The organism is Pseudomonas sp. R4-39-08 (assembly GCF_003852275.1).
Taxonomy (GTDB): Bacteria; Pseudomonadota; Gammaproteobacteria; order Pseudomonadales; family Pseudomonadaceae; genus Aquipseudomonas.
Genome location: NZ_CP027733.1, coordinates 4,792,872 through 4,809,238, shown reverse-complemented (window position 1 = coordinate 4,809,238; position 16,367 = coordinate 4,792,872). Strand labels below are relative to the sequence as shown.

Here is a 16,367-nt window from a genome sequence, read left to right as displayed (position 1 = left end):
TTGGGTCAGCCGCGCCCACGCCCGCCCAACAGACTTAAACGGGCGAACTCTTTGAACAACTTCAGCGGCAAATAACCAGTGGGGTCAGCGAAACGGGTGAAGCCGTCCGGCAGTTGGCACGGCTTGATGAAGACGCAGCGGGAGGTTTGGTTGGCGTGGGAGTTGGGGCAGGAAATGGCTCAAATGGAACAATCGCCGGCGAATAGGGCACGCGTGACGGTTGCGGGGTCAGGATTCGTTGCCTGCGTAGCTGTTCTTCAGTCGGTGGATAAAAACGTTCTGACATGACCGGCTCACTTCCTTGTGCGAGGAAGTGAGCCTACGGGGGGATCAGGGGGCTGGAATTGGCAGTATTCGACGGTGGGCGTGGGAAAAGTAGACAAAAATATCACTGGGTTTCGAATATTGCGATTTTCGTTTGTTTCGTTTAGGTTGAGCCCGTTGAGTTAAGTTACGACGGAGCAGCATCATGATCACCAATCACCTTCCCAAAACAATTCCTCCGCTGGAAAAGGAAGTCGAAGCCGCTGTGCAAGGCCAACGCGAGCTGGCTTCGTTGCTATCGACCAAATTCGAAACCCAGCGCATCGACATCTTCGACAAAGAAGACAAGCCCCACACCCTTGTACTCCCCACATCCGCGCTGCGCCTGCTGGTTGATATTTTGGGTGAGCTGGCGCTGGGTAATGCCGTCAAAGTTGTACCCGTCCATGCTGAATTGACCTCCCAGGAAGCTGCCGACCTGCTTAACGTTTCACGCCCGCATCTGGTCAAGATGCTGGAAGAAGGCGCCATTCCCTTTACGAAGACCGGTCGTCATCGGCGTATTCGATTTTCCGATTTGATGGCGTTCAAACAGCGCCGCGATGAAGAAGGTCAAGAGGCGATGGAGGAACTGGTACGGCAGACCCGGGAGTTGGGATTGGGGTAACCAGTTCCCCATTTTGATCGGAATACATCGTTTAATCCGTGTGCAGGCAGTAAAAAAGACCCTGGGACGCCAGGGTCTTTTTTGCCCGCTGATCAAATAAGCAAGTGCTTGGAAATCAACCGTGAAATTTCCACAATCGACGTCTTGCCGGTGAACTCGAATTTCACCTTTCCCAGCGACGAAAAGTAAATCTCCAACTCCGAATCCAGATCAAACGTCCCTGACGTTTCCACCGAATACGCCACGATGTTCTTATAGGGCAGCGACGTGAAGTCCTTCTTGCTGCCGGTAATCCCCTGCACGTTCACCGCGATGATGCGCTTGGTGGTGAACACCACGCCGTCGCGCATGGCCTTGTACGCGTCCACTACCTCTTCGCCATCCAGCAGCAATGACGCCACGCGTTCGGCGTACTCGTTGTTTTGTTTGAGCTTGAAGAAGCCTTTGTTATTGAAATCAATCATGTGCCTGCCCTTGGGTGAATGGTGTGGTCGGTGTATGACGTTTTGATCACGAATCTGTATCTAACGCGCGCATTTTGAACGCCCTACCATGGCGTCCAACCCTGCAACGTTGACCACATATTTCGGGAGCCCGACCATGCCTGAACTGTCCAGTTGGCTTGCCTATGCGCTGATATCACTCGGCATGGTGCTGACGCCCGGTCCGAACATGATTTACCTCATTTCGCGCTCGATTTGCCAGGGCCGCACCGCCGGGTTTATTTCCCTGGGCGGCGTTGCGTTGGGGTTTTTGGTTTATATGCTGTGCGCGGCCTTGGGCATTACCGCGCTGGTGATGGCGGTGCCCTTTGCGTACGACGCCCTGCGCTTTGGCGGGGCGCTGTACCTGGCTTATCTGGCCTGGCAGGCGATCAAACCGGGTGCCCGCTCGCCGTTCCAGGTGCAGCGCCTACCCCAGGACAGCCTGCGCAAACTATTCACCATGGGCCTGGTAACCAACCTGCTGAACCCCAAGGTGGCGGTGATGTACCTGTCGTTGCTGCCGCAGTTCATCGACCCGGACGGCCACGGCAGCGTGCTGATGCAATCCCTGGTGCTGGGCTTCACGCAGATTCTCATCAGCGTGAGCGTGAATGCGGTGATTGCTACGCTGGCGGGGTCTATCGCAGTATTTTTCGTTACACGGCCGGGGTGGCGGGTGGTGCAGCGCTGGTTGATGGGCTCGGTGTTGATGGGCTTGGCGGTGCGTATGGCGGTGGAAGGGCGTAAGTAGATCAGCGCGCCATCACGTTTACGATCACATGCAAAATGAACTCAGGGCCGTAGCACGGTTGCCCATGTTCATCCTCGATCCGCCAGATGGAAGTGACCGTACAGGTCTCCTTGGGGGCGGCGAACTCTACGGTGATATGCACCGGTTGGCCGGGCAGTGTATCGGCGACAGAGGTTTCGTTGTTAAGGCTGCGCAGATGGGTGTCCATCACGACTTCCAATGGCGCGCCCATGGCGGTGCGTCGGGCTATGACATATTCACCGTCAACGCGTACCAGTTTTCGGCCCCGCCACGGGCGTGTGCCGAGGTTCTGGATCTCCCATGTTTTCTGAAAAATTTCGCCAGGCAGCACGACGGTCTGGTCGGGCGTGGTGACGTCTGCGTTGAAGACGGCGATGTCGCTTGAATCACGCAGGCCTACAGCCCGGTTGGTGGTCGCCATTGAGTTGGAGTCAACCGGAGCGCCCGCCAAGTCGGCGAAGTAACGGAACAGCAGCAGCGGGGAAACCTGCAGCACTTTGGCCAGTTTGATCAATGTGCGTACCGAGGGATCTTGTGAGGCGCCGCCTGCCAGCCCGTATAGGTAGGTCCGGGAAATGCCGGCCTCCTTGGCCAGGGTTGTCATGGACTTACCCAGTTCCCGGCTGCGCCGTACGACCAGAGCTCGGAGGGTGTCGCGTGTCTTGATACTCATATTCGGTTGTGATCCCCAGTCCTCGGTGAGGCTGCTCACCTTGTTCGCCAAAAAGAACAACCTGCTCGCCGCTACGTGTAATGAGCAACGCACACTTACTCCCAGCTGGCGACGTTGTGAAGGACATGGATAGGTCCCTATTTTTGGTTGGCTATATCCAGTGTCGCGGTTTCTCACATGCTTGCGAACCTAGTGTGTGTTGCATTCCTTTACATCTGCCGGAACAGCCACTGACGAGCTTTTCCCGTCGGGAGTCGAACATTCCATGCTTCCTTACTTCAACGCGTTATTCCTCGACGGCCTGCTCCTGGGCATCGGTCTGTTCGCAGCCCCAGGCCCGAAAGACACCTTGGTCATCCGTCAAGGTGTCAGCCGTGGTCCCATCTGGGGAGTGGTCGCCGTCTGCGTAGTCTCCGATATGCTGTTGATCGCCGTGGGCATCACAGGTTTGGGTTCGCTATTGGACAGCCGTCCCAAGCTGGTAGCGCTGTTGCTACTTTCCGGCGCGGCCTATTTGCTGTGGTTCGGTGGCCAGCGCTTGCTGGCTTGCCTGCGTGACCAGTCCATGCCGGATACCCAAGTCGGCCATTCGCAACGAGGGCTGTTGCGTGCGGCGATGGTGCTGGGTTTTGCCAACCCCTACGCGTGGCTCGATACCGTCGTGCTGATCGGCTCGATTGGCGCCGCTAAACCGGCAGGCCAGCAAGCACTCTTTGCGACGGGGGCGATGACCGCGTCGCTACTGTGGTTTGTAGTGTTGGCGCTTGGCTGTCAACGCTTGACGGGGTTGTTTCGGACGCCGGTGGTGTGGCGCTGGCTGGATGCGGGCGTGGCGGTGTTGATGGTGTATCTCGCCGGAATGCTGATCACCGATTCACTGGATGTCTTTCAGGTAGTCCTTGAGGGTGGTTAGCGGTGCGATCAGTGCGTCGAGCTGATCCGTACTGTTTACGGCGGTTGCCAGTCGTTGCAGTTCGCGCCCCATTACCGTATCGGTTCCACCCAGTGCAGTCAGCGCCTGCCTGATGCACTCATCGATTTTGCGCTGAATTGTCCCCACATCCCCCTGGCGCACCAACAACCCAAACACCTCGCGGTCATACGCTTGCATCACCAGATCATCCCGCAAAACCGAACTGCCGCCGTCTGTCTCATGCACCAGCTTCAATGCAAAGAGCGCAACCGCTTCCAGCGTCAATTCCATGGTCTCTGTTCCTGGGGCTTTAGGGGAGGGCGATGATCACTGTTCTGCGCGTGAAAAAAAGACCCCATGTTGAAGCGTTTGGCAGTTGTTAGAGGCTTATGCGATACGTGGAGTAAGTGTCGCCATCCCTGAAGTATTTGCGGCTCAGTCATCGTTGCTCCGGGCAATGGTCAGCCGTTCTTGGGCTCAGCGTGAGGACTTCAAGTAAATGCCAGCCTTCATATCCACTGATCATTCACGGCGGTACGGTCACCACCTTCATGGCCGGTGTTCAAAATGCCGCGTGGCTCAATCATCATCAACTTGGCTTCGCCTTCGGCGGCCGTGCGGTGCTCTACGCCACGGGGGACCACATAGAGTTCACCTGGCTCCACATAGACTGGGCCACCTGGAAGGTCGATACGCAATGTTCCTTCCAGTACCAGGAAGGCCTCGTCGGTTTCGGGATGGGAGTGCCAAATGAATTCGCCCTCGATGCGCACGACCTTGAACTGGTAGTCGTTCATTTCGGCGACGACGCGTGGGCTCCATTGTTGATCGATGAGTGAGGCTTTTTGGGTGAGGTTTATGGGGGAACGCTGGACCATGACGGATGCTCGGATGTGGGAGAGTGGTCAGGTTAGTGGCGCACGGCGTGGGAGGGCTTGTACGATCTTGCAGGACGGTGGTGGACGATTTCGCCATCCCATGTTCAACGCCTGTTTTCAGCTAAAAGAAGACGCTGGCCACCTCCGGCACGCCGGTTTTGCTAAAGTACGCTACCCATGGGCCGACAGCCTTAGTTCCCATCTCACGGATGATTTGAAATGTTCCGCTTCGTCTTTTCCGGCATTGCCTTGCTCGCCGTCGCCGCGGCCTCTAATGCCCAGGCCCAGACCCAGGCCGTCACCACGCCCGAACAGCTGCTGACCGAGTTTTCTCGTTGCGACGCGCGTTTTTTCGAGAGCCTGGGCAACGCCCGCCTGCCGGCTAATACCGTGCGCCTTAGTCAGTACGGCTCGGTCAAGGCCCCGACCATCTTGAATCCGCTGCAGGAAGGTGGCACTTACCAACAGTTCGACACACCCCTGATCGTCAACGGCGTGCGTATGGTGGGCTATTACAACCAGGCCCAAACCATGAAGGACGTGGGCAATTTTCTGTTCTGGGGTTTCGTAGCCGACGGCTTGCCGCAAGAGGTCGCCGCAAAACTCAAGCCGTTGATTGTCGACAACACACGCTTTGTCAGTCAGGGCAAAGCCATCACCCGCGCAGAAATTCGCCGCGTCGGTGACCCGATCGGCCAATGGCGCACCGAAGGCTTGACCGGCCCCGGCGTTGCCACGCCGTTTGGCTTCGTAGACCGTGTGTTGATGGTCGACACGGGTGACGCGTCACCGCCACTGGCAGGCCACACCACGGTGTTCTGCTCGCTGCAAGGCACCGTGACCGCGCCGCTCTTGCAGGTCTATCGCCCTGACCTCAACGCTCGCTTGTTCGACTAACAAGGAAGTCTTCATGAATGCTCGCTGGCCCGCACTGATCACAGGCATCTTCATCCTCACCGGATGTGCCGGAACGCCAAACCCGCAAAAAGCCAACCTTGCCCACTGCGCCAATCAGTTCAAGGCGTCCAAAGCCGAAAACTACTCGCTGGTGCTGCAGGAAGGTGACTTATGCCTGCAGAAAAATACGCTGCCCCCCTCGCTGCAAAGTTTGATTTACGCAGTTCAGGCCGACGCCTACAGCAACCTCAAGCGTTTTCCCGAAGCCGTGGTCGCCAAGGAAAAATCCATGCAACTGGCGGTCAAGCCTGATCCGCGCGACAACCTGGACTTGAGCGCCATGTATCGCGACGTGGGCAACCCGAAAAAAGCCCTTGAGCTTGTGCAATACAACCTGGACAACAATTTGGGAGAAACCGGAAAGGGGGCCGGCTTCCACATGCCGACCTACTATCATCTGGGCCTCGCGCTGACAGACCTGGGTCAGTACCGCGAAGCCGCTGAAGCGTTTAGCACGGGCCTCCAGCGCCAGCCGGACTTTGCGTGGGCCTTTTATGCGCGCGGGATCGCGTACGACCATTTGGGCGACAGGGAGTACGCCAAGGCCGATTTCCTGAAGTTCTCGCAGATCGTCAAAAAAAAGTACGTGAAGGAAGAGAACACGGCCAAGCTTGCTGAGTATGGGATTTCGGTGCCGTAATAGAAAACAGAAGCGAAAAGGGGACGGGTTTATTTCCTGGAAATAAATCCGTTCCTTTTTTTGTCCAATTTTCAAGAAAGAACCATCAAGGCTTTATGACGTGTAAGCCTGCCGCACTTTGCCGGCGAGCCAAGATAGCGTTATCGCCGGAATTGAGAGAACAGCCGCATACAGGATACCGACACCCAGCAACGGGGAAGCACCAGAAGTAACTAAAATCATCGGGATCTGAGCAAGCATTACCACGGCGCCTGCGGACCACTGGGCGCTTTTCAGCACGGCTCCAAGAATCACTGACAAAGCAAGCGCGGCGGGATAGATGATGGTCCAATAACTAGCCAGATCCCAAGGCTCCTTGGTTCCTGTAATTGCTGAAACAACAGCCCAAAAAAACAGGGACACAACGCAGGTAGCTGTGAAGGCCATGATTTCCTATGTTACTTCGTCGAAAGACCGGTGGACGCAATCGGAAACCCGAAAAGGGAACGGATTATTTCTCCCGGAAACCCCGTCCTCTTTTAATGTCCGGTTTAACTGAGTGCAGGCAATCAAAACCTTATTGGAAAAGCGGGTCACCATGAAAACAACACGGGCGGTAATTCTTCTGGTACTCACCGCCGTCGCAGGCCTGAACGGTTGCTATGACTACCGCAGTGGCAAGCATTGGAACCTCACAGACGACCGCGATTGGAAACCGGTGTCCCACGTGGCGTGGGTCAATCAGTCCTGTAATCCACCCGTCACGATCTCAACGGTAAGTGCCGGGGAAAGCTACGCTCATTCTCTGTTCCTTATTCCGCTAGGGTTTGGGGGTGGTGCTGGTAACCCGTCAACCACCTCGTTTATTGTCACGGGGGAAGGTTTGGCTGGTCACTGTGACAGCACTGCGTTGGCCGTATCTGTGAATGGGCGCACGCGAAATGACACGACAATTTCAGCCTGTTCAAAAACCCCGGACTGCTGCGCAATATCCGTCCCTGTCAGCCGCGACGACATGGAGTCGGTGCAAGTCGCTATCAACAAAACTGGTGCGTCTTGCAGCTATGCCCCGCTGGTGCTCAATAGCTGGCGGCATGTTTGCTTGCGGGAGACCCGATTTGGTGGGTCGGACGGATGTTACTACTGAATAGCCCGAAAAGGGGACAGTGATCGTTCCCTCGCTCCGCGTGGGAATGCATCCCGTGACGCTCCGCGTCCCCATTGCGCAAGTGCCGGATTTTGCGCTGAAAGCAGGACGCGGAGCGTCAGGGGGGCGCAAGCTGTACCACGAGCCCTAACTGGCCGCCGCAATCAATCCGCGTCGTTCCAAAGCCACTTGCGCCTCCTCTGGATTCATCCGCACCAGGTTCACCGGGATGGATTTCGCCGCCGGTGTGTTACTGCGGCTATCCCGATTCGCCAGTGGCAGCAAGCCGTTGGTTTCCGGGTAATACGCGGCGCAACAGCCTTGCGGTACGTCGAAGGGGATGACCTTGAAACCGGGCGCACGACGCGGTGTTGTCACGTCCAGCGCCGTCTGGAACTCGACATAATCCCCCGCCTTGAGCCCCAGGCGCTCGATGTCCTGCGGATTGAGCATCACCACCATGCGGTCGCCGTAGATACCCCGGTAACGGTCATCGTTGGAATACACCGTGGTGTTGAACTGGTCATGGCTGCGGATCGTCATCAACTGCAGATGATCAGCGCCCGGTGGCGTGTCGTCCTCGTCAAAAACCCCTGCCGGAAACAGGAAGTTAGCCTTGCCTGACTCGGTGTTCCACTTGCGCTCGCTGGCGCCATTGGGCAGGCGGAACCCTCCCGGCTCCTTGATGCGCTGATTGAAGTCATAAAACTGCTCGGGCAGCACGGCTTCGATCTTGTCGCGAATGCGCGCGTAATCGCTCACGTAGCTGTCCCAATCCACATTGGGGTTAGGCGCAAGCGTCGCCTTGGCGATACCGGCGATGATCGCCACTTCGGAGATCAGGTGTTTCGATGCAGGTTCCAGCATGCCGGTCGAGCCGTGCACCATCGACATCGAGTCTTCCACCGTAACGGTTTGCGCCACGCCGTTTTGCATGTCCAGCTCCGAGCGGGCGATGCACGGCAGCAAAAACGCTTTCTGGCCATGTACCGTTGCACTGCGGTTGAGCTTGGTATTGACCAGCACTGTCATTTTCAAGCGCTTGACGGTCGGGCACACCACGTCGATATCCGGGATGGCCCGGAAGAAATTGCCACCCATTGAAATAAACGCTTCGACCTCGCCGCGCAGCAGCGCTTCACAGGCTTCGGCCACATCATGCCCACCTTTGCGGGACGCTTCGAAACCGAACACCTTGCTCATACTGGCCAGGAACGGCTCGCCAGCTTTTTCGTAGATGCCCATGGTGCGGTCACCCTGCACATTGGAGTGCCCGCGAATGGGGCAAGCACCCGCACCCAGTTTGCCGATGTTGCCGCGCAGCAGCAGCAGATTAATGATCTGCTGCATCGCGTCGCCACCGCGCTTGTGTTGAGTGATGCCCATGCCCCAGCAACAGATGACCCGCTCCGAACGCATGTACACCGCCGCCACCTCTTCCAACGCCTGACGAGTCAGGCCCGAATGACGCTCGATGATCTCCCACGGCAACTGTCGGCAGTAATCGGCGAATTGCTCAAGGCCGTGGGTGTGTTCTTCGATGAAGGCGACATCCAGCACACGGGGCAGCCCTTCACGCTGAGCCGCATCGTCCGCTTCAATGACCACTTTGCAAATGCCCTGCAGGGCAATCATGTCGCCGCCGATCCTGACCTGATGGTACTGGGAACTGATCTTGACGCCGCTGCGACTGAGCATGTCGCGCGGGTCCTGGGGTGATGCAAAACGCACCAGGGCCTTTTCGCGCAACGGGTTGAACGAGATGATGCTCGCGCCACGGCGTGCGGCGGCATGCAGCTCGGACATCATGCGCGGGCTGTTGGTCCCGGGGTTCTGACCGAAGATGAAAATGGCGTCGGCGTTCTCGAAGTCTTCCAGCGTCGTGGTGCCTTTGCCTACGCCGATCGACTCGGGAAGGGCCACGCTGGTGGTTTCGTGGCACATGTTCGAGCAGTCAGGAAAGTTAGCCATGCCATACAGGCGGCCAAACAACTGATACAGAAACGCCGCCTCGTTTGAGGTACGCCCCGAGGTGTACAACTCCAGTTTCCACGGGTCGCTCAGTTGGCGCAGCTCCTGCCCGATCTCGGCGAAAGCCTCGTCCCAACTGACGGGCAGGTATTTGTCGCTGCCCGCGTCGTAGCGCATCGGTTCGGTGATGCGGCCCTGATCTTCCAGGTCGTGATCGCTCCAAGTGGCCAGCTCACTGACCGTATGTTCAGCGAAAAACTCGGGCGTGACGCGTTTTTTGGTCGACTCCCAAGCCAGTGCCTTGGCACCGTTCTCACAGTATTCAAAGGTGTGCGGCTTCTTCGGGTCTGGCCAGGCGCAGCTGGGGCAGTCGAAACCGTCCGGTTTGTTCATGGACAGCAGGGTACGGTTGCCCTTGAGCAGGACGTGCTGGTGGAGCAGGTGTTTGTTGACGGCATTGAGTGCAGGCCAGCCGCCGGCGGCTGAGCCGTCGGACTGGGAGCCTTGGAGCTGGGGATTTTTGGGTTCAGACATTGCGAGGTTCTCCCTGTTGAAGGCCGTGGAGGCGTGGTGCGTATGGTTGTGATGCATACGCGTGGGGAGAATTCGGCTTGATCGACGAGCGTTAGCGACCAGGTGGATGGGTGGGAGGTTCAGTCAGAATGGCGGCGGGTGTGGTCGGATCGATCATGGCTGGGCGATTGTATGCAGCGCTTCCATCTGCCTGATCCAGGCATCGAATCGAGCGCATTGTTGCCGAATGATCGGCAGACCGATCTCAATTGCGGCAAGTGAACCATACAGCGGTTTTTCATAGCCGGCGTACAGCTTCTGCAGTCTTTTGCTCGGCGCGGTCATCGGGCTGTTGTTAATCGCTTCCGGCGTTTCAAACTCATTTCGTATGTGCAAAAAACGCTCTTCAAGGGCCGGCTGGTTGATCCCGACAGCTAACCCTGTGGGGCAACTGAATAGCAGACCCTCGAATTCATACATTTGCACGTAGGGAATGAATCGACGCATGGCTTCATCACCCAGTTTGTTCGCCAACTTCTCCACCATCGCTTCAAGCAGGCACTCAGCTTTTTCATCCATGGTGTTCTTGCCACCGGCATCCGCCTTGCCAGGGAATTCTTCGGGTAGGCCATAAAAGTCAAAAAACGTGGTGCAATATGCCTGACGGTCACCTAACAGGCGCTTTTCAACATCACTGAGCAGACGCTCGAAACGAAAGTTGCCGCCCTTGTGGCCGGGCTTTCCGATCAACGCGGGCATCAGGTAAATATCCAGGTGCTGGAAGGCTTGAGCCAGCACCTCGTTGATGAACATCTCTTCTGTCTGGCCCTCGCAGATCACGTGGACTCGAATCATTTACGCGGCCTCCCGCCAAGGATGTTTTTCTCCCACAGCTCGCCTACCGAATAATCGTCCAGCCATGTTTCGAAGGCTTTTTCGTCGAGACGCTTGAAGACGGTTGCGCCTTTTTCCCGCTCGACGATGATCAGGTCGTCGATTGAGAACTCGTTCACCAGGGGAACTGACTGCGTTGAGACAATCACCTGCATTCGGGTGGAGGCTGATCGCAGCAGTGAACCCAATAGGGTGATGGCGTAGGGATGCAGGCCGAGTTCCGGCTCATCAATGATGATGGTCGATGGCGGGTCGGGCTGGAGCAGGGCGGTTACCAGGCATATGAAACGGATCGAACCGTCCGAGAGCTGGCTCGGCCAGAAGGCGTAGTCGCTGTCCTTCTGACGCCATTGCAGGTTGATCAATTCTTCCTGGCTGTCCAGTCGCACAGGCCTGAGCACAAAGTCGTCGAAGAATGGAATCGCCAGTTGGATCGTTTTTCGGATCTGCTCATACACCTCAGGCGTCTGGGTGGCTAAACGATGCAGATAGGCCGCCAGGTTCGACGCGTCTGGACGCAGATAGTCGTCGATATGGGCCGGTCCCCAGCGTTTGACACTCGCGGTTTCGCTGGTGTCGTGGAAGTGGAAAACCTTCCAGCTGGAAATTGATTCGTAGCAGTACGCCACAACGTTGTTTTTGTAGGGGGCTTGGAACTGCTTGATGTCGTAGGCTTTTTTAAGCTTGGTCTCCTGATGCCCGGAGCCCAGCGGAATCCACTCGGACCCATACATGGGGCCGTCAAAAAAGAGCCGTTCGTTGGAAAAAACGAAGTCACCTTCCACGGTCGGCTCCAACTCGAACTCATAGCCGTTCAAGCCGAAATGGACGTAGGAACTGATCTTCTGAGTCTCCTTGATGCCGAAGCTGACAATGCGGTCCGCCGAGCCTTGTTGAGTCGTCCACTTTTTAAGGCGCAACTCCATCATTTCGCTGAGCATGCGAAAGTAGGAAACGAAGCTGCTCTTGCCCGCACCGTTGGCACCCAGCAGCACGTTCAGGCTGCCCAGGTGCAAGTCTTCAAGATTCTTGATGGACTTGAAACCTTTGATGGTGAGCCGGCTGATCGGGTTCTTTGTGCTCATTGCTGCTTGATTCCTTTAGCGGCGCTGCTCGTTGAGTGTAAAGCCGCTGTCGTTGATAGCTGTGGCGGATTCTGCCATTGATTTTGGACGCTGGCTTGCCGGTTGATGGGGTCATCCTAACGTTAATCTTTACTAGCTAATACCGGTGCTTTGGCTTGTGAGTATTGCAGCTACGGCAGCCCAGCATGGCGGTGTGGATCAAGTGGTTATTGCGTAGGTTGCAGCGGGGAAGGCTGGATGGGGAGAAAGCTGCGCAGCTTCAGGGATCAGCAAAGCCTGTTACTGAGGAGCCGGATGCTTAGATTTCGCAAGTCCGGATCTGTGGGAGGCTGGTCTAGGCCGCTCGCCCCGACTTTCCATAAAAATAACTTGGTCACTTTTTTATGTTTTTAATATATATGCTTAAAAAACAGTTGGTTAGATTGTGTTTGGGTAGTCTGCACGCAAGACATAGATAAAATTATTGGATTTTTTAGCTTTGGAATAAAATCCAGACAGACGGCAGGCGATCTTTTTCTAGAGTGAAAGTTCATAAAAATAGTAATACCGATATTGACAGGTCATGCGACCTGTCCTAGGATCGATCTTGCAGGTGTATCACGCCTGTTCCGCTCTTTAAAAGTCACGTTTGCAAGGAAATCGAAGCCTTCTTTGGCGATCTCGTAAGAGATCATGACCGGCCCCTCGGTACCCCTGTGCGAATCGCATAGCGCGGCATGCGCGAAATCGATTTGCGCTTGCGAGGGTTGTCTGGCGTAAAAGCTGAGAGTCCTCTTAAGTCAATATACATATTCCTTGCTGTTTCTCTCTTTGGTCTGGCCGGACATCGCACTTTTGCGTTGTTCATTCGAGGAGAAAAGCGATGTATAAACTACATGTTGTAATCTACGTGACTAGAAAAAATAAGAGCATTCGTACGAAGCTTGGAGACAGGCTCGCAACGAAAGGAATTGACTTAAGAGCAACTATAAAAAAACTGACTGTCTCAGCTGTTTTTGGTTGGGTTATCCGTTGGATCTTTTCAATTTTTATTGGAAGTGATAATAGCTAACTGACTCTCATCTTTTTTGCTTACTAAGGAGCAGTCGTGGCAAAGGACAAGCCTTACTATCCTCATCACCCGATTGGAAGTGTTGAATCCCTTGCGAAATGTTTAGGGCTGCCGCCAAGACTTTTAAAAGACCTTTCAGAAGATACATCTAACTCTTACACCGAATTTAGTATTACATCTAAGTCAGGTAAAGAGCGCATTGTCTATGATCCTAAGTTTGAGCTTAAGCGTTTGCAAAAGAGAATAAACTCTAGATTGTTTGAAGGTGTTTTCTATCCATCCTACTTACAAGGGGGAATAAGAGATCAGAAAAACCCTAGAGACTATATTGTAAATGGGACCATTCATGCCGGATCAAAAAATTTGATCGGAATTGATATAAAAGATTTTTACAATAATATCAAAGAGGAAAGTGTAAAGCCTATATTTACTCGGCTTTTTAATTTTCCAGATGCAGTGGCGAGTATTTTAACAAAGTTGGTCACGAGAGACGGCAGGGTGCCGCAGGGCGCATGCACTTCGAGCTATGTCGCCAATTTGGTATTTTTTAATTCAGAATACTCACTTGTTAGCAGAATGAGGGCGCGAGGATTTTCTTATACCCGTCTTTTAGATGATGTCACTTTGAGTTCGAAACGACCAATTACTAAAGAGGAAAGCACGGAGCTAATTAAGGAAGTCGCGGCGATCTTCAAAAAGCATAATCTTAGACTTAACAATAAAAAAACTAAGCAGGAGTCAGCAGGCGACGTCAAGGCCGAGTATAAGGTCACTGGAGTATGGGTTGGCCACGGAATACCGAAGCTCAGGAAAGCTGAGCGGCGGCACATTAGGCATCTAGTTTATATTTGTGAAAAAGAATATTTAAAATGTCGATTTTCTGAAGAGTACCATGCACTGTGGAATAGAATTTCCGGGCAGGTTGCTAAGCTAACACGCTTAGAACATTCACAAGCGGAAGATCTAAGATTGCGAATGTCAGGGATTTTGCCCGAGTATGATAATCAGATGAAAGCGAGTATCATATTTGAAGCTGATAAGTTACTTAAAAAGCCAGTTGCTCATCATGTTAGGCCTGGTGTCATAAGCTCTTTGAATAAGACTTTGTATTCTCTTGGTATTCTGACTCGGACGGATAAGCCTTTGGCTAGGCACTATAAAAAAATGCTGAGGCTTAGGTTTATTAACGCTCCTACAAAATCTGAAATGTGGGGATAATGTGTCGAAAGATGATCAGACGATAAGTAGAGGGGTCGTGACGACATTTGATGCGTTCAAAGGATATGGATTTATCCGGAGGACAGAAGGTAAAGATATATTCTTCTTCTATGATGATATTGAGGACGAAGGGCATGACATCAATGTAGGAGATCGAGTGACGTTCATTATCGAAAAAGCTCCGAAAGGTCCAAGAGCGAAAGGTGTAAAGAAAGTAGAACTAGATCCGGTTTTGTAAAATAAGGGTCATGTAAAATCGGGGGGCAGGCCACAATTCGAAAATCTGATCTAATTCCAATTTTTTAAGTTTATTGTAATACCTATCTACTTACCAGATTTTTTAGGCGAGTAATGTTTTGCGAATAATTAATTATATATGCTCCAAATGAATGCGTCATTGTTGTACCTTGATCCATCCATCGACTCATGTCCCACCCAAGATCAAGTAGGTCTGAAGTAGCAAAAACAAACTCTAGGGTGTCAATGATAAATGCAAATTCTGCAAAATGTTTTTGATAGTCAAATGATCTAGTACTTCCGTGCACATAGTGATTTCGAGCCAAAACAGCATGGTTGCATGGCAGATAAAGTTCCGGGAACTTATCGCCAGCCACCTCGATGATCTTGTTGGCACGGTGATGTATCTTGTCGCGCAGGCTTGCCTTACCAATGCGTCCCAAGGTCGAAAGAATAGACTGTCTAGCAAAGCTGTCCGGCAGGTCTGCGAAAATTTTTCGGCACTGTATCACCGCTTCTTTTAATGACGCATCAGCTTCCTTCGTTTTAGGTGCATGGCTCTCTGGCAGTAAATCAAACATATTGGCAGCGCCAACTATACGATTGATGCTGTAGCTCCCGAAAAATGCGGTCGCAAATCTTACCCTTGGATCACCCATAGTTTCTGCACTATTCATCCAACCTGATACTATTTTGGCAAATTCTTCAGGATTTAGATCTGGGGAAATAAGAGTGTCATTTAAATTGGTTATATGGTCACCCTTGACGCGTTCATTGCACAAGCTCCAGTATAACCGGGCTGTTTTAGGTATGACTGGAGAGAGTTCCTCTGAACGTTGAGTCAGCTCTAACTCAATCCAATGGAAGCGCTGACGATGCCCGAGGCTAAGTTCAAACAACCCGTGTAGGGCGCGAAGATGATGGAATGCTTCGTCCGGGGTCTTAGGCTCCTTGAATTCGATATTTGCGGTGACTTCGTTGTCAATCCCGATCCCAGCAGCACTTCCCGACGTGTGAGAAGACCGGTTCGTCAAGGAGACTTTCCCAACCTGCGCGTTGCTCGATACGATTTCCCACAAACCGCTAAAATACAGCAGATGCGGATGCTCACCGATCTGAGGCTTGAAAGGACGTCTTTCCCATCCATACTTTTCTGCAATCTTCTCTGTACGCTTGTAATCGGTCTCCAGAATCTGGTGAATCTCCGCAGTTTCTGGGTGTAATGACTGAAAGGTCTCACGCCCGCTTAGAAGGCAGTCTATATTCTGAAAGTGGTAGCGAATCGCTTGGATAACCGGTTTATCAGAACTAATGAAATCCTCTCCTACTACTATATAGTTCGGAAAAAAAATACTTTCAAACTGTGATTTTTCATCGAGGTAATACCGCTTTGTACCGTGAAGCACGCATTCCAGCAGCGAGACTTTTTTACCATTGTTTAGTATTCCATGAATATCTGCTGGTTCGGATGCTGGATGATCCCAGTAACTCTTTCCTACGAGTTTAAGGGTACTGTCCGCACCGGCAATTTTTAGTGCGCCGACAAACTTGCTATCTGAAGAAATAAAAACTCCATTGTACTGTTCATCTGTCGACATGGAAAAATACTCAACTTAACTATAGGTAGGCACCGCAATCCTGAGAGTAGCATTCAGTCGACATTTTCACCTTGGGCTTTCGTTACGATAGCTAGTAATTAGTACGTATGCACCACTGTACTGTAATCAGGGGCAAACACGATTTCCCCCTCCGGCCGCTTGCAACCCTCTAGACTGCCCACCGGAAATTTTTCGCCACAGATCCCGACTTCCAGCCCAACCACTCCTGAGCTACCTTCCCTCCGTCGCTTCCAACCCAGCGACCGGACTTGAGAATCCGAGAAACAATAGGCGCATAGGCGCCACCATCCATTAGACTGTTGGCGCTTTTTTGTGCCCGCATGTCTGTGTAATGGCGGCTATGCGTGGGAGGCCTTCGGGTCTGCCGGGTTCCTATTGTCCCGGTTTCTCAACCCGCGCATAGC

16 protein-coding genes and 1 pseudogene are annotated in these 16,367 nt (G+C 53.4%); 7 read left to right on the top strand and 10 right to left on the bottom strand.

The genetic code is table 11. The features are described from left to right. Positions 1-17: 17 nt before the first annotated feature. A pseudogene (locus C4J88_RS27855) lies at positions 18-286 on the bottom strand (detoxification); the annotation flags it as partial. A 183-nt stretch (positions 287-469) separates the two neighbouring features. On the opposite strand from C4J88_RS27855, the gene C4J88_RS22205 reads away from it, so the two are divergent. Next, positions 470-931 carry a helix-turn-helix domain-containing protein gene (locus tag C4J88_RS22205; RefSeq protein ID WP_124408120.1) on the top strand — a complete coding sequence of 154 codons (462 nt, stop codon included), beginning with the start codon at positions 470-472 and terminating at the stop codon, positions 929-931. A 92-nt stretch (positions 932-1,023) separates the two neighbouring features. On the opposite strand, the gene C4J88_RS22200 is transcribed toward C4J88_RS22205, so the two are convergent. Next, entirely contained in the window at positions 1,024-1,395 is a 372-nt protein-coding gene (locus C4J88_RS22200; RefSeq protein WP_124405218.1) for a PH domain-containing protein, read from the bottom strand. Positions 1,396-1,531: 136 nt separating this feature from the next. On the opposite strand from C4J88_RS22200, the gene C4J88_RS22195 reads away from it, so the two are divergent. After that, positions 1,532-2,167 (top strand): LysE family translocator, encoded by a 636-nt coding sequence (locus C4J88_RS22195; protein WP_124408119.1) that lies wholly within the window; start codon positions 1,532-1,534, stop codon positions 2,165-2,167. Between the two features lies 1 nt (position 2,168). Here C4J88_RS22195 and C4J88_RS22190 read toward each other — a convergent pair whose 3' ends face one another. Further along, a complete protein-coding gene (locus C4J88_RS22190) occupies positions 2,169-2,912 on the bottom strand; it encodes an NBR1-Ig-like domain-containing protein (protein WP_256659055.1) in 744 nt (247 codons plus the stop codon). A gap of 214 nt (positions 2,913-3,126) precedes the next feature. On the opposite strand from C4J88_RS22190, the gene C4J88_RS22185 reads away from it, so the two are divergent. After that, a complete protein-coding gene (locus tag C4J88_RS22185; protein ID WP_124408118.1) occupies positions 3,127-3,774 on the top strand; it encodes a LysE/ArgO family amino acid transporter in 648 nt (215 codons plus the stop codon). Here C4J88_RS22185 and C4J88_RS22180 read toward each other — a convergent pair. Both C4J88_RS22180 and C4J88_RS22175 read right to left on the bottom strand, forming a co-directional pair. Beyond that, positions 3,736-4,065 (bottom strand): hypothetical protein, encoded by a 330-nt coding sequence (locus C4J88_RS22180; protein WP_124408117.1) that lies wholly within the window; start codon positions 4,063-4,065, stop codon positions 3,736-3,738. The two genes, C4J88_RS22185 and C4J88_RS22180, sit on opposite strands and share 39 nt — an antisense overlap. A 218-nt stretch (positions 4,066-4,283) precedes the next feature. Beyond that, positions 4,284-4,652 carry a cupin domain-containing protein gene (locus C4J88_RS22175; RefSeq protein ID WP_124408116.1) on the bottom strand — a complete coding sequence of 123 codons (369 nt, stop codon included), beginning with the start codon at positions 4,650-4,652 and terminating at the stop codon, positions 4,284-4,286. Between the two features lie 219 nt (positions 4,653-4,871). Here C4J88_RS22175 and C4J88_RS22170 point away from each other — a divergent pair, with 219 nt between their 5' ends. Both C4J88_RS22170 and C4J88_RS22165 read left to right on the top strand, forming a co-directional pair. After that, a complete protein-coding gene (locus C4J88_RS22170) occupies positions 4,872-5,549 on the top strand; it encodes a hypothetical protein (protein WP_124408115.1) in 678 nt (225 codons plus the stop codon). Positions 5,550-5,562: 13 nt separating this feature from the next. Then, a complete protein-coding gene (locus tag C4J88_RS22165) occupies positions 5,563-6,249 on the top strand; it encodes a tetratricopeptide repeat protein (protein ID WP_124408114.1) in 687 nt (228 codons plus the stop codon). A 93-nt stretch (positions 6,250-6,342) separates the two neighbouring features. Here the strand turns inward: C4J88_RS22165 and C4J88_RS22160 are convergent, their stop codons facing one another. The 4 genes from C4J88_RS22160 to C4J88_RS22145 all read right to left on the bottom strand — a co-directional run bounded on the left by C4J88_RS22160 (position 6,343) and on the right by C4J88_RS22145 (position 11,838). Then, positions 6,343-6,675: a hypothetical protein gene (locus C4J88_RS22160; RefSeq protein WP_124408113.1), complete on the bottom strand. Its 333-nt coding sequence runs from the start codon at positions 6,673-6,675 to the stop codon at positions 6,343-6,345. 847 nt (positions 6,676-7,522) lie between these two features. After that, positions 7,523-9,880: an FdhF/YdeP family oxidoreductase gene (locus tag C4J88_RS22155; protein ID WP_124408112.1), complete on the bottom strand. Its 2,358-nt coding sequence runs from the start codon at positions 9,878-9,880 to the stop codon at positions 7,523-7,525. Between the two features lie 153 nt (positions 9,881-10,033). Continuing rightward, the gene (locus tag C4J88_RS22150; protein ID WP_124408111.1) at positions 10,034-10,714 is read right to left on the bottom strand and encodes a DUF4276 family protein; all 681 of its coding nucleotides are present in this window, start codon (positions 10,712-10,714) and stop codon (positions 10,034-10,036) included. Beyond that, complete coding sequence (locus C4J88_RS22145; protein ID WP_124408110.1) at positions 10,711-11,838, bottom strand: AAA family ATPase; 1,128 nt, start codon at positions 11,836-11,838, stop codon at positions 10,711-10,713. The genes C4J88_RS22150 and C4J88_RS22145 overlap by 4 nt, the downstream gene beginning before the upstream one ends. A gap of 1,087 nt (positions 11,839-12,925) precedes the next feature. Here C4J88_RS22145 and C4J88_RS22140 point away from each other — a divergent pair. Together C4J88_RS22140 and C4J88_RS22135 are read left to right on the top strand one after the other, a co-directional pair. Further along, entirely contained in the window at positions 12,926-14,107 is a 1,182-nt protein-coding gene (locus tag C4J88_RS22140; protein ID WP_124408109.1) for a reverse transcriptase family protein, read from the top strand. 37 nt (positions 14,108-14,144) lie between these two features. Then, positions 14,145-14,345, top strand: coding sequence for a retron Se72 family effector protein (locus C4J88_RS22135; protein ID WP_256659054.1), 201 nt, complete (start codon positions 14,145-14,147; stop codon positions 14,343-14,345). Between the two features lie 82 nt (positions 14,346-14,427). Here C4J88_RS22135 and C4J88_RS22130 read toward each other — a convergent pair whose 3' ends face one another. Beyond that, positions 14,428-15,942 carry a HEPN domain-containing protein gene (locus tag C4J88_RS22130; protein WP_124408108.1) on the bottom strand — a complete coding sequence of 505 codons (1,515 nt, stop codon included), beginning with the start codon at positions 15,940-15,942 and terminating at the stop codon, positions 14,428-14,430. Between the last annotated feature and the right edge of the window lie 425 nt (positions 15,943-16,367).

Coding starts and splice junctions, on each gene's coding strand:
- C4J88_RS22205 (WP_124408120.1), top strand. CDS start 470: ATGATCACCAATCACCTTCCCAAAACAATTCCTCCGCTGGAAAAGGAA.
- C4J88_RS22200 (WP_124405218.1), bottom strand. CDS start 1,395: ATGATTGATTTCAATAACAAAGGCTTCTTCAAGCTCAAACAAAACAAC.
- C4J88_RS22195 (WP_124408119.1), top strand. CDS start 1,532: ATGCCTGAACTGTCCAGTTGGCTTGCCTATGCGCTGATATCACTCGGC.
- C4J88_RS22185 (WP_124408118.1), top strand. CDS start 3,127: ATGCTTCCTTACTTCAACGCGTTATTCCTCGACGGCCTGCTCCTGGGC.
- C4J88_RS22180 (WP_124408117.1), bottom strand. CDS start 4,065: ATGGAATTGACGCTGGAAGCGGTTGCGCTCTTTGCATTGAAGCTGGTG.
- C4J88_RS22175 (WP_124408116.1), bottom strand. CDS start 4,652: ATGGTCCAGCGTTCCCCCATAAACCTCACCCAAAAAGCCTCACTCATC.
- C4J88_RS22170 (WP_124408115.1), top strand. CDS start 4,872: ATGTTCCGCTTCGTCTTTTCCGGCATTGCCTTGCTCGCCGTCGCCGCG.
- C4J88_RS22165 (WP_124408114.1), top strand. CDS start 5,563: ATGAATGCTCGCTGGCCCGCACTGATCACAGGCATCTTCATCCTCACC.
- C4J88_RS22160 (WP_124408113.1), bottom strand. CDS start 6,675: ATGGCCTTCACAGCTACCTGCGTTGTGTCCCTGTTTTTTTGGGCTGTT.
- C4J88_RS22155 (WP_124408112.1), bottom strand. CDS start 9,880: ATGTCTGAACCCAAAAATCCCCAGCTCCAAGGCTCCCAGTCCGACGGC.
- C4J88_RS22150 (WP_124408111.1), bottom strand. CDS start 10,714: ATGATTCGAGTCCACGTGATCTGCGAGGGCCAGACAGAAGAGATGTTC.
- C4J88_RS22145 (WP_124408110.1), bottom strand. CDS start 11,838: ATGAGCACAAAGAACCCGATCAGCCGGCTCACCATCAAAGGTTTCAAG.
- C4J88_RS22130 (WP_124408108.1), bottom strand. CDS start 15,942: ATGTCGACAGATGAACAGTACAATGGAGTTTTTATTTCTTCAGATAGC.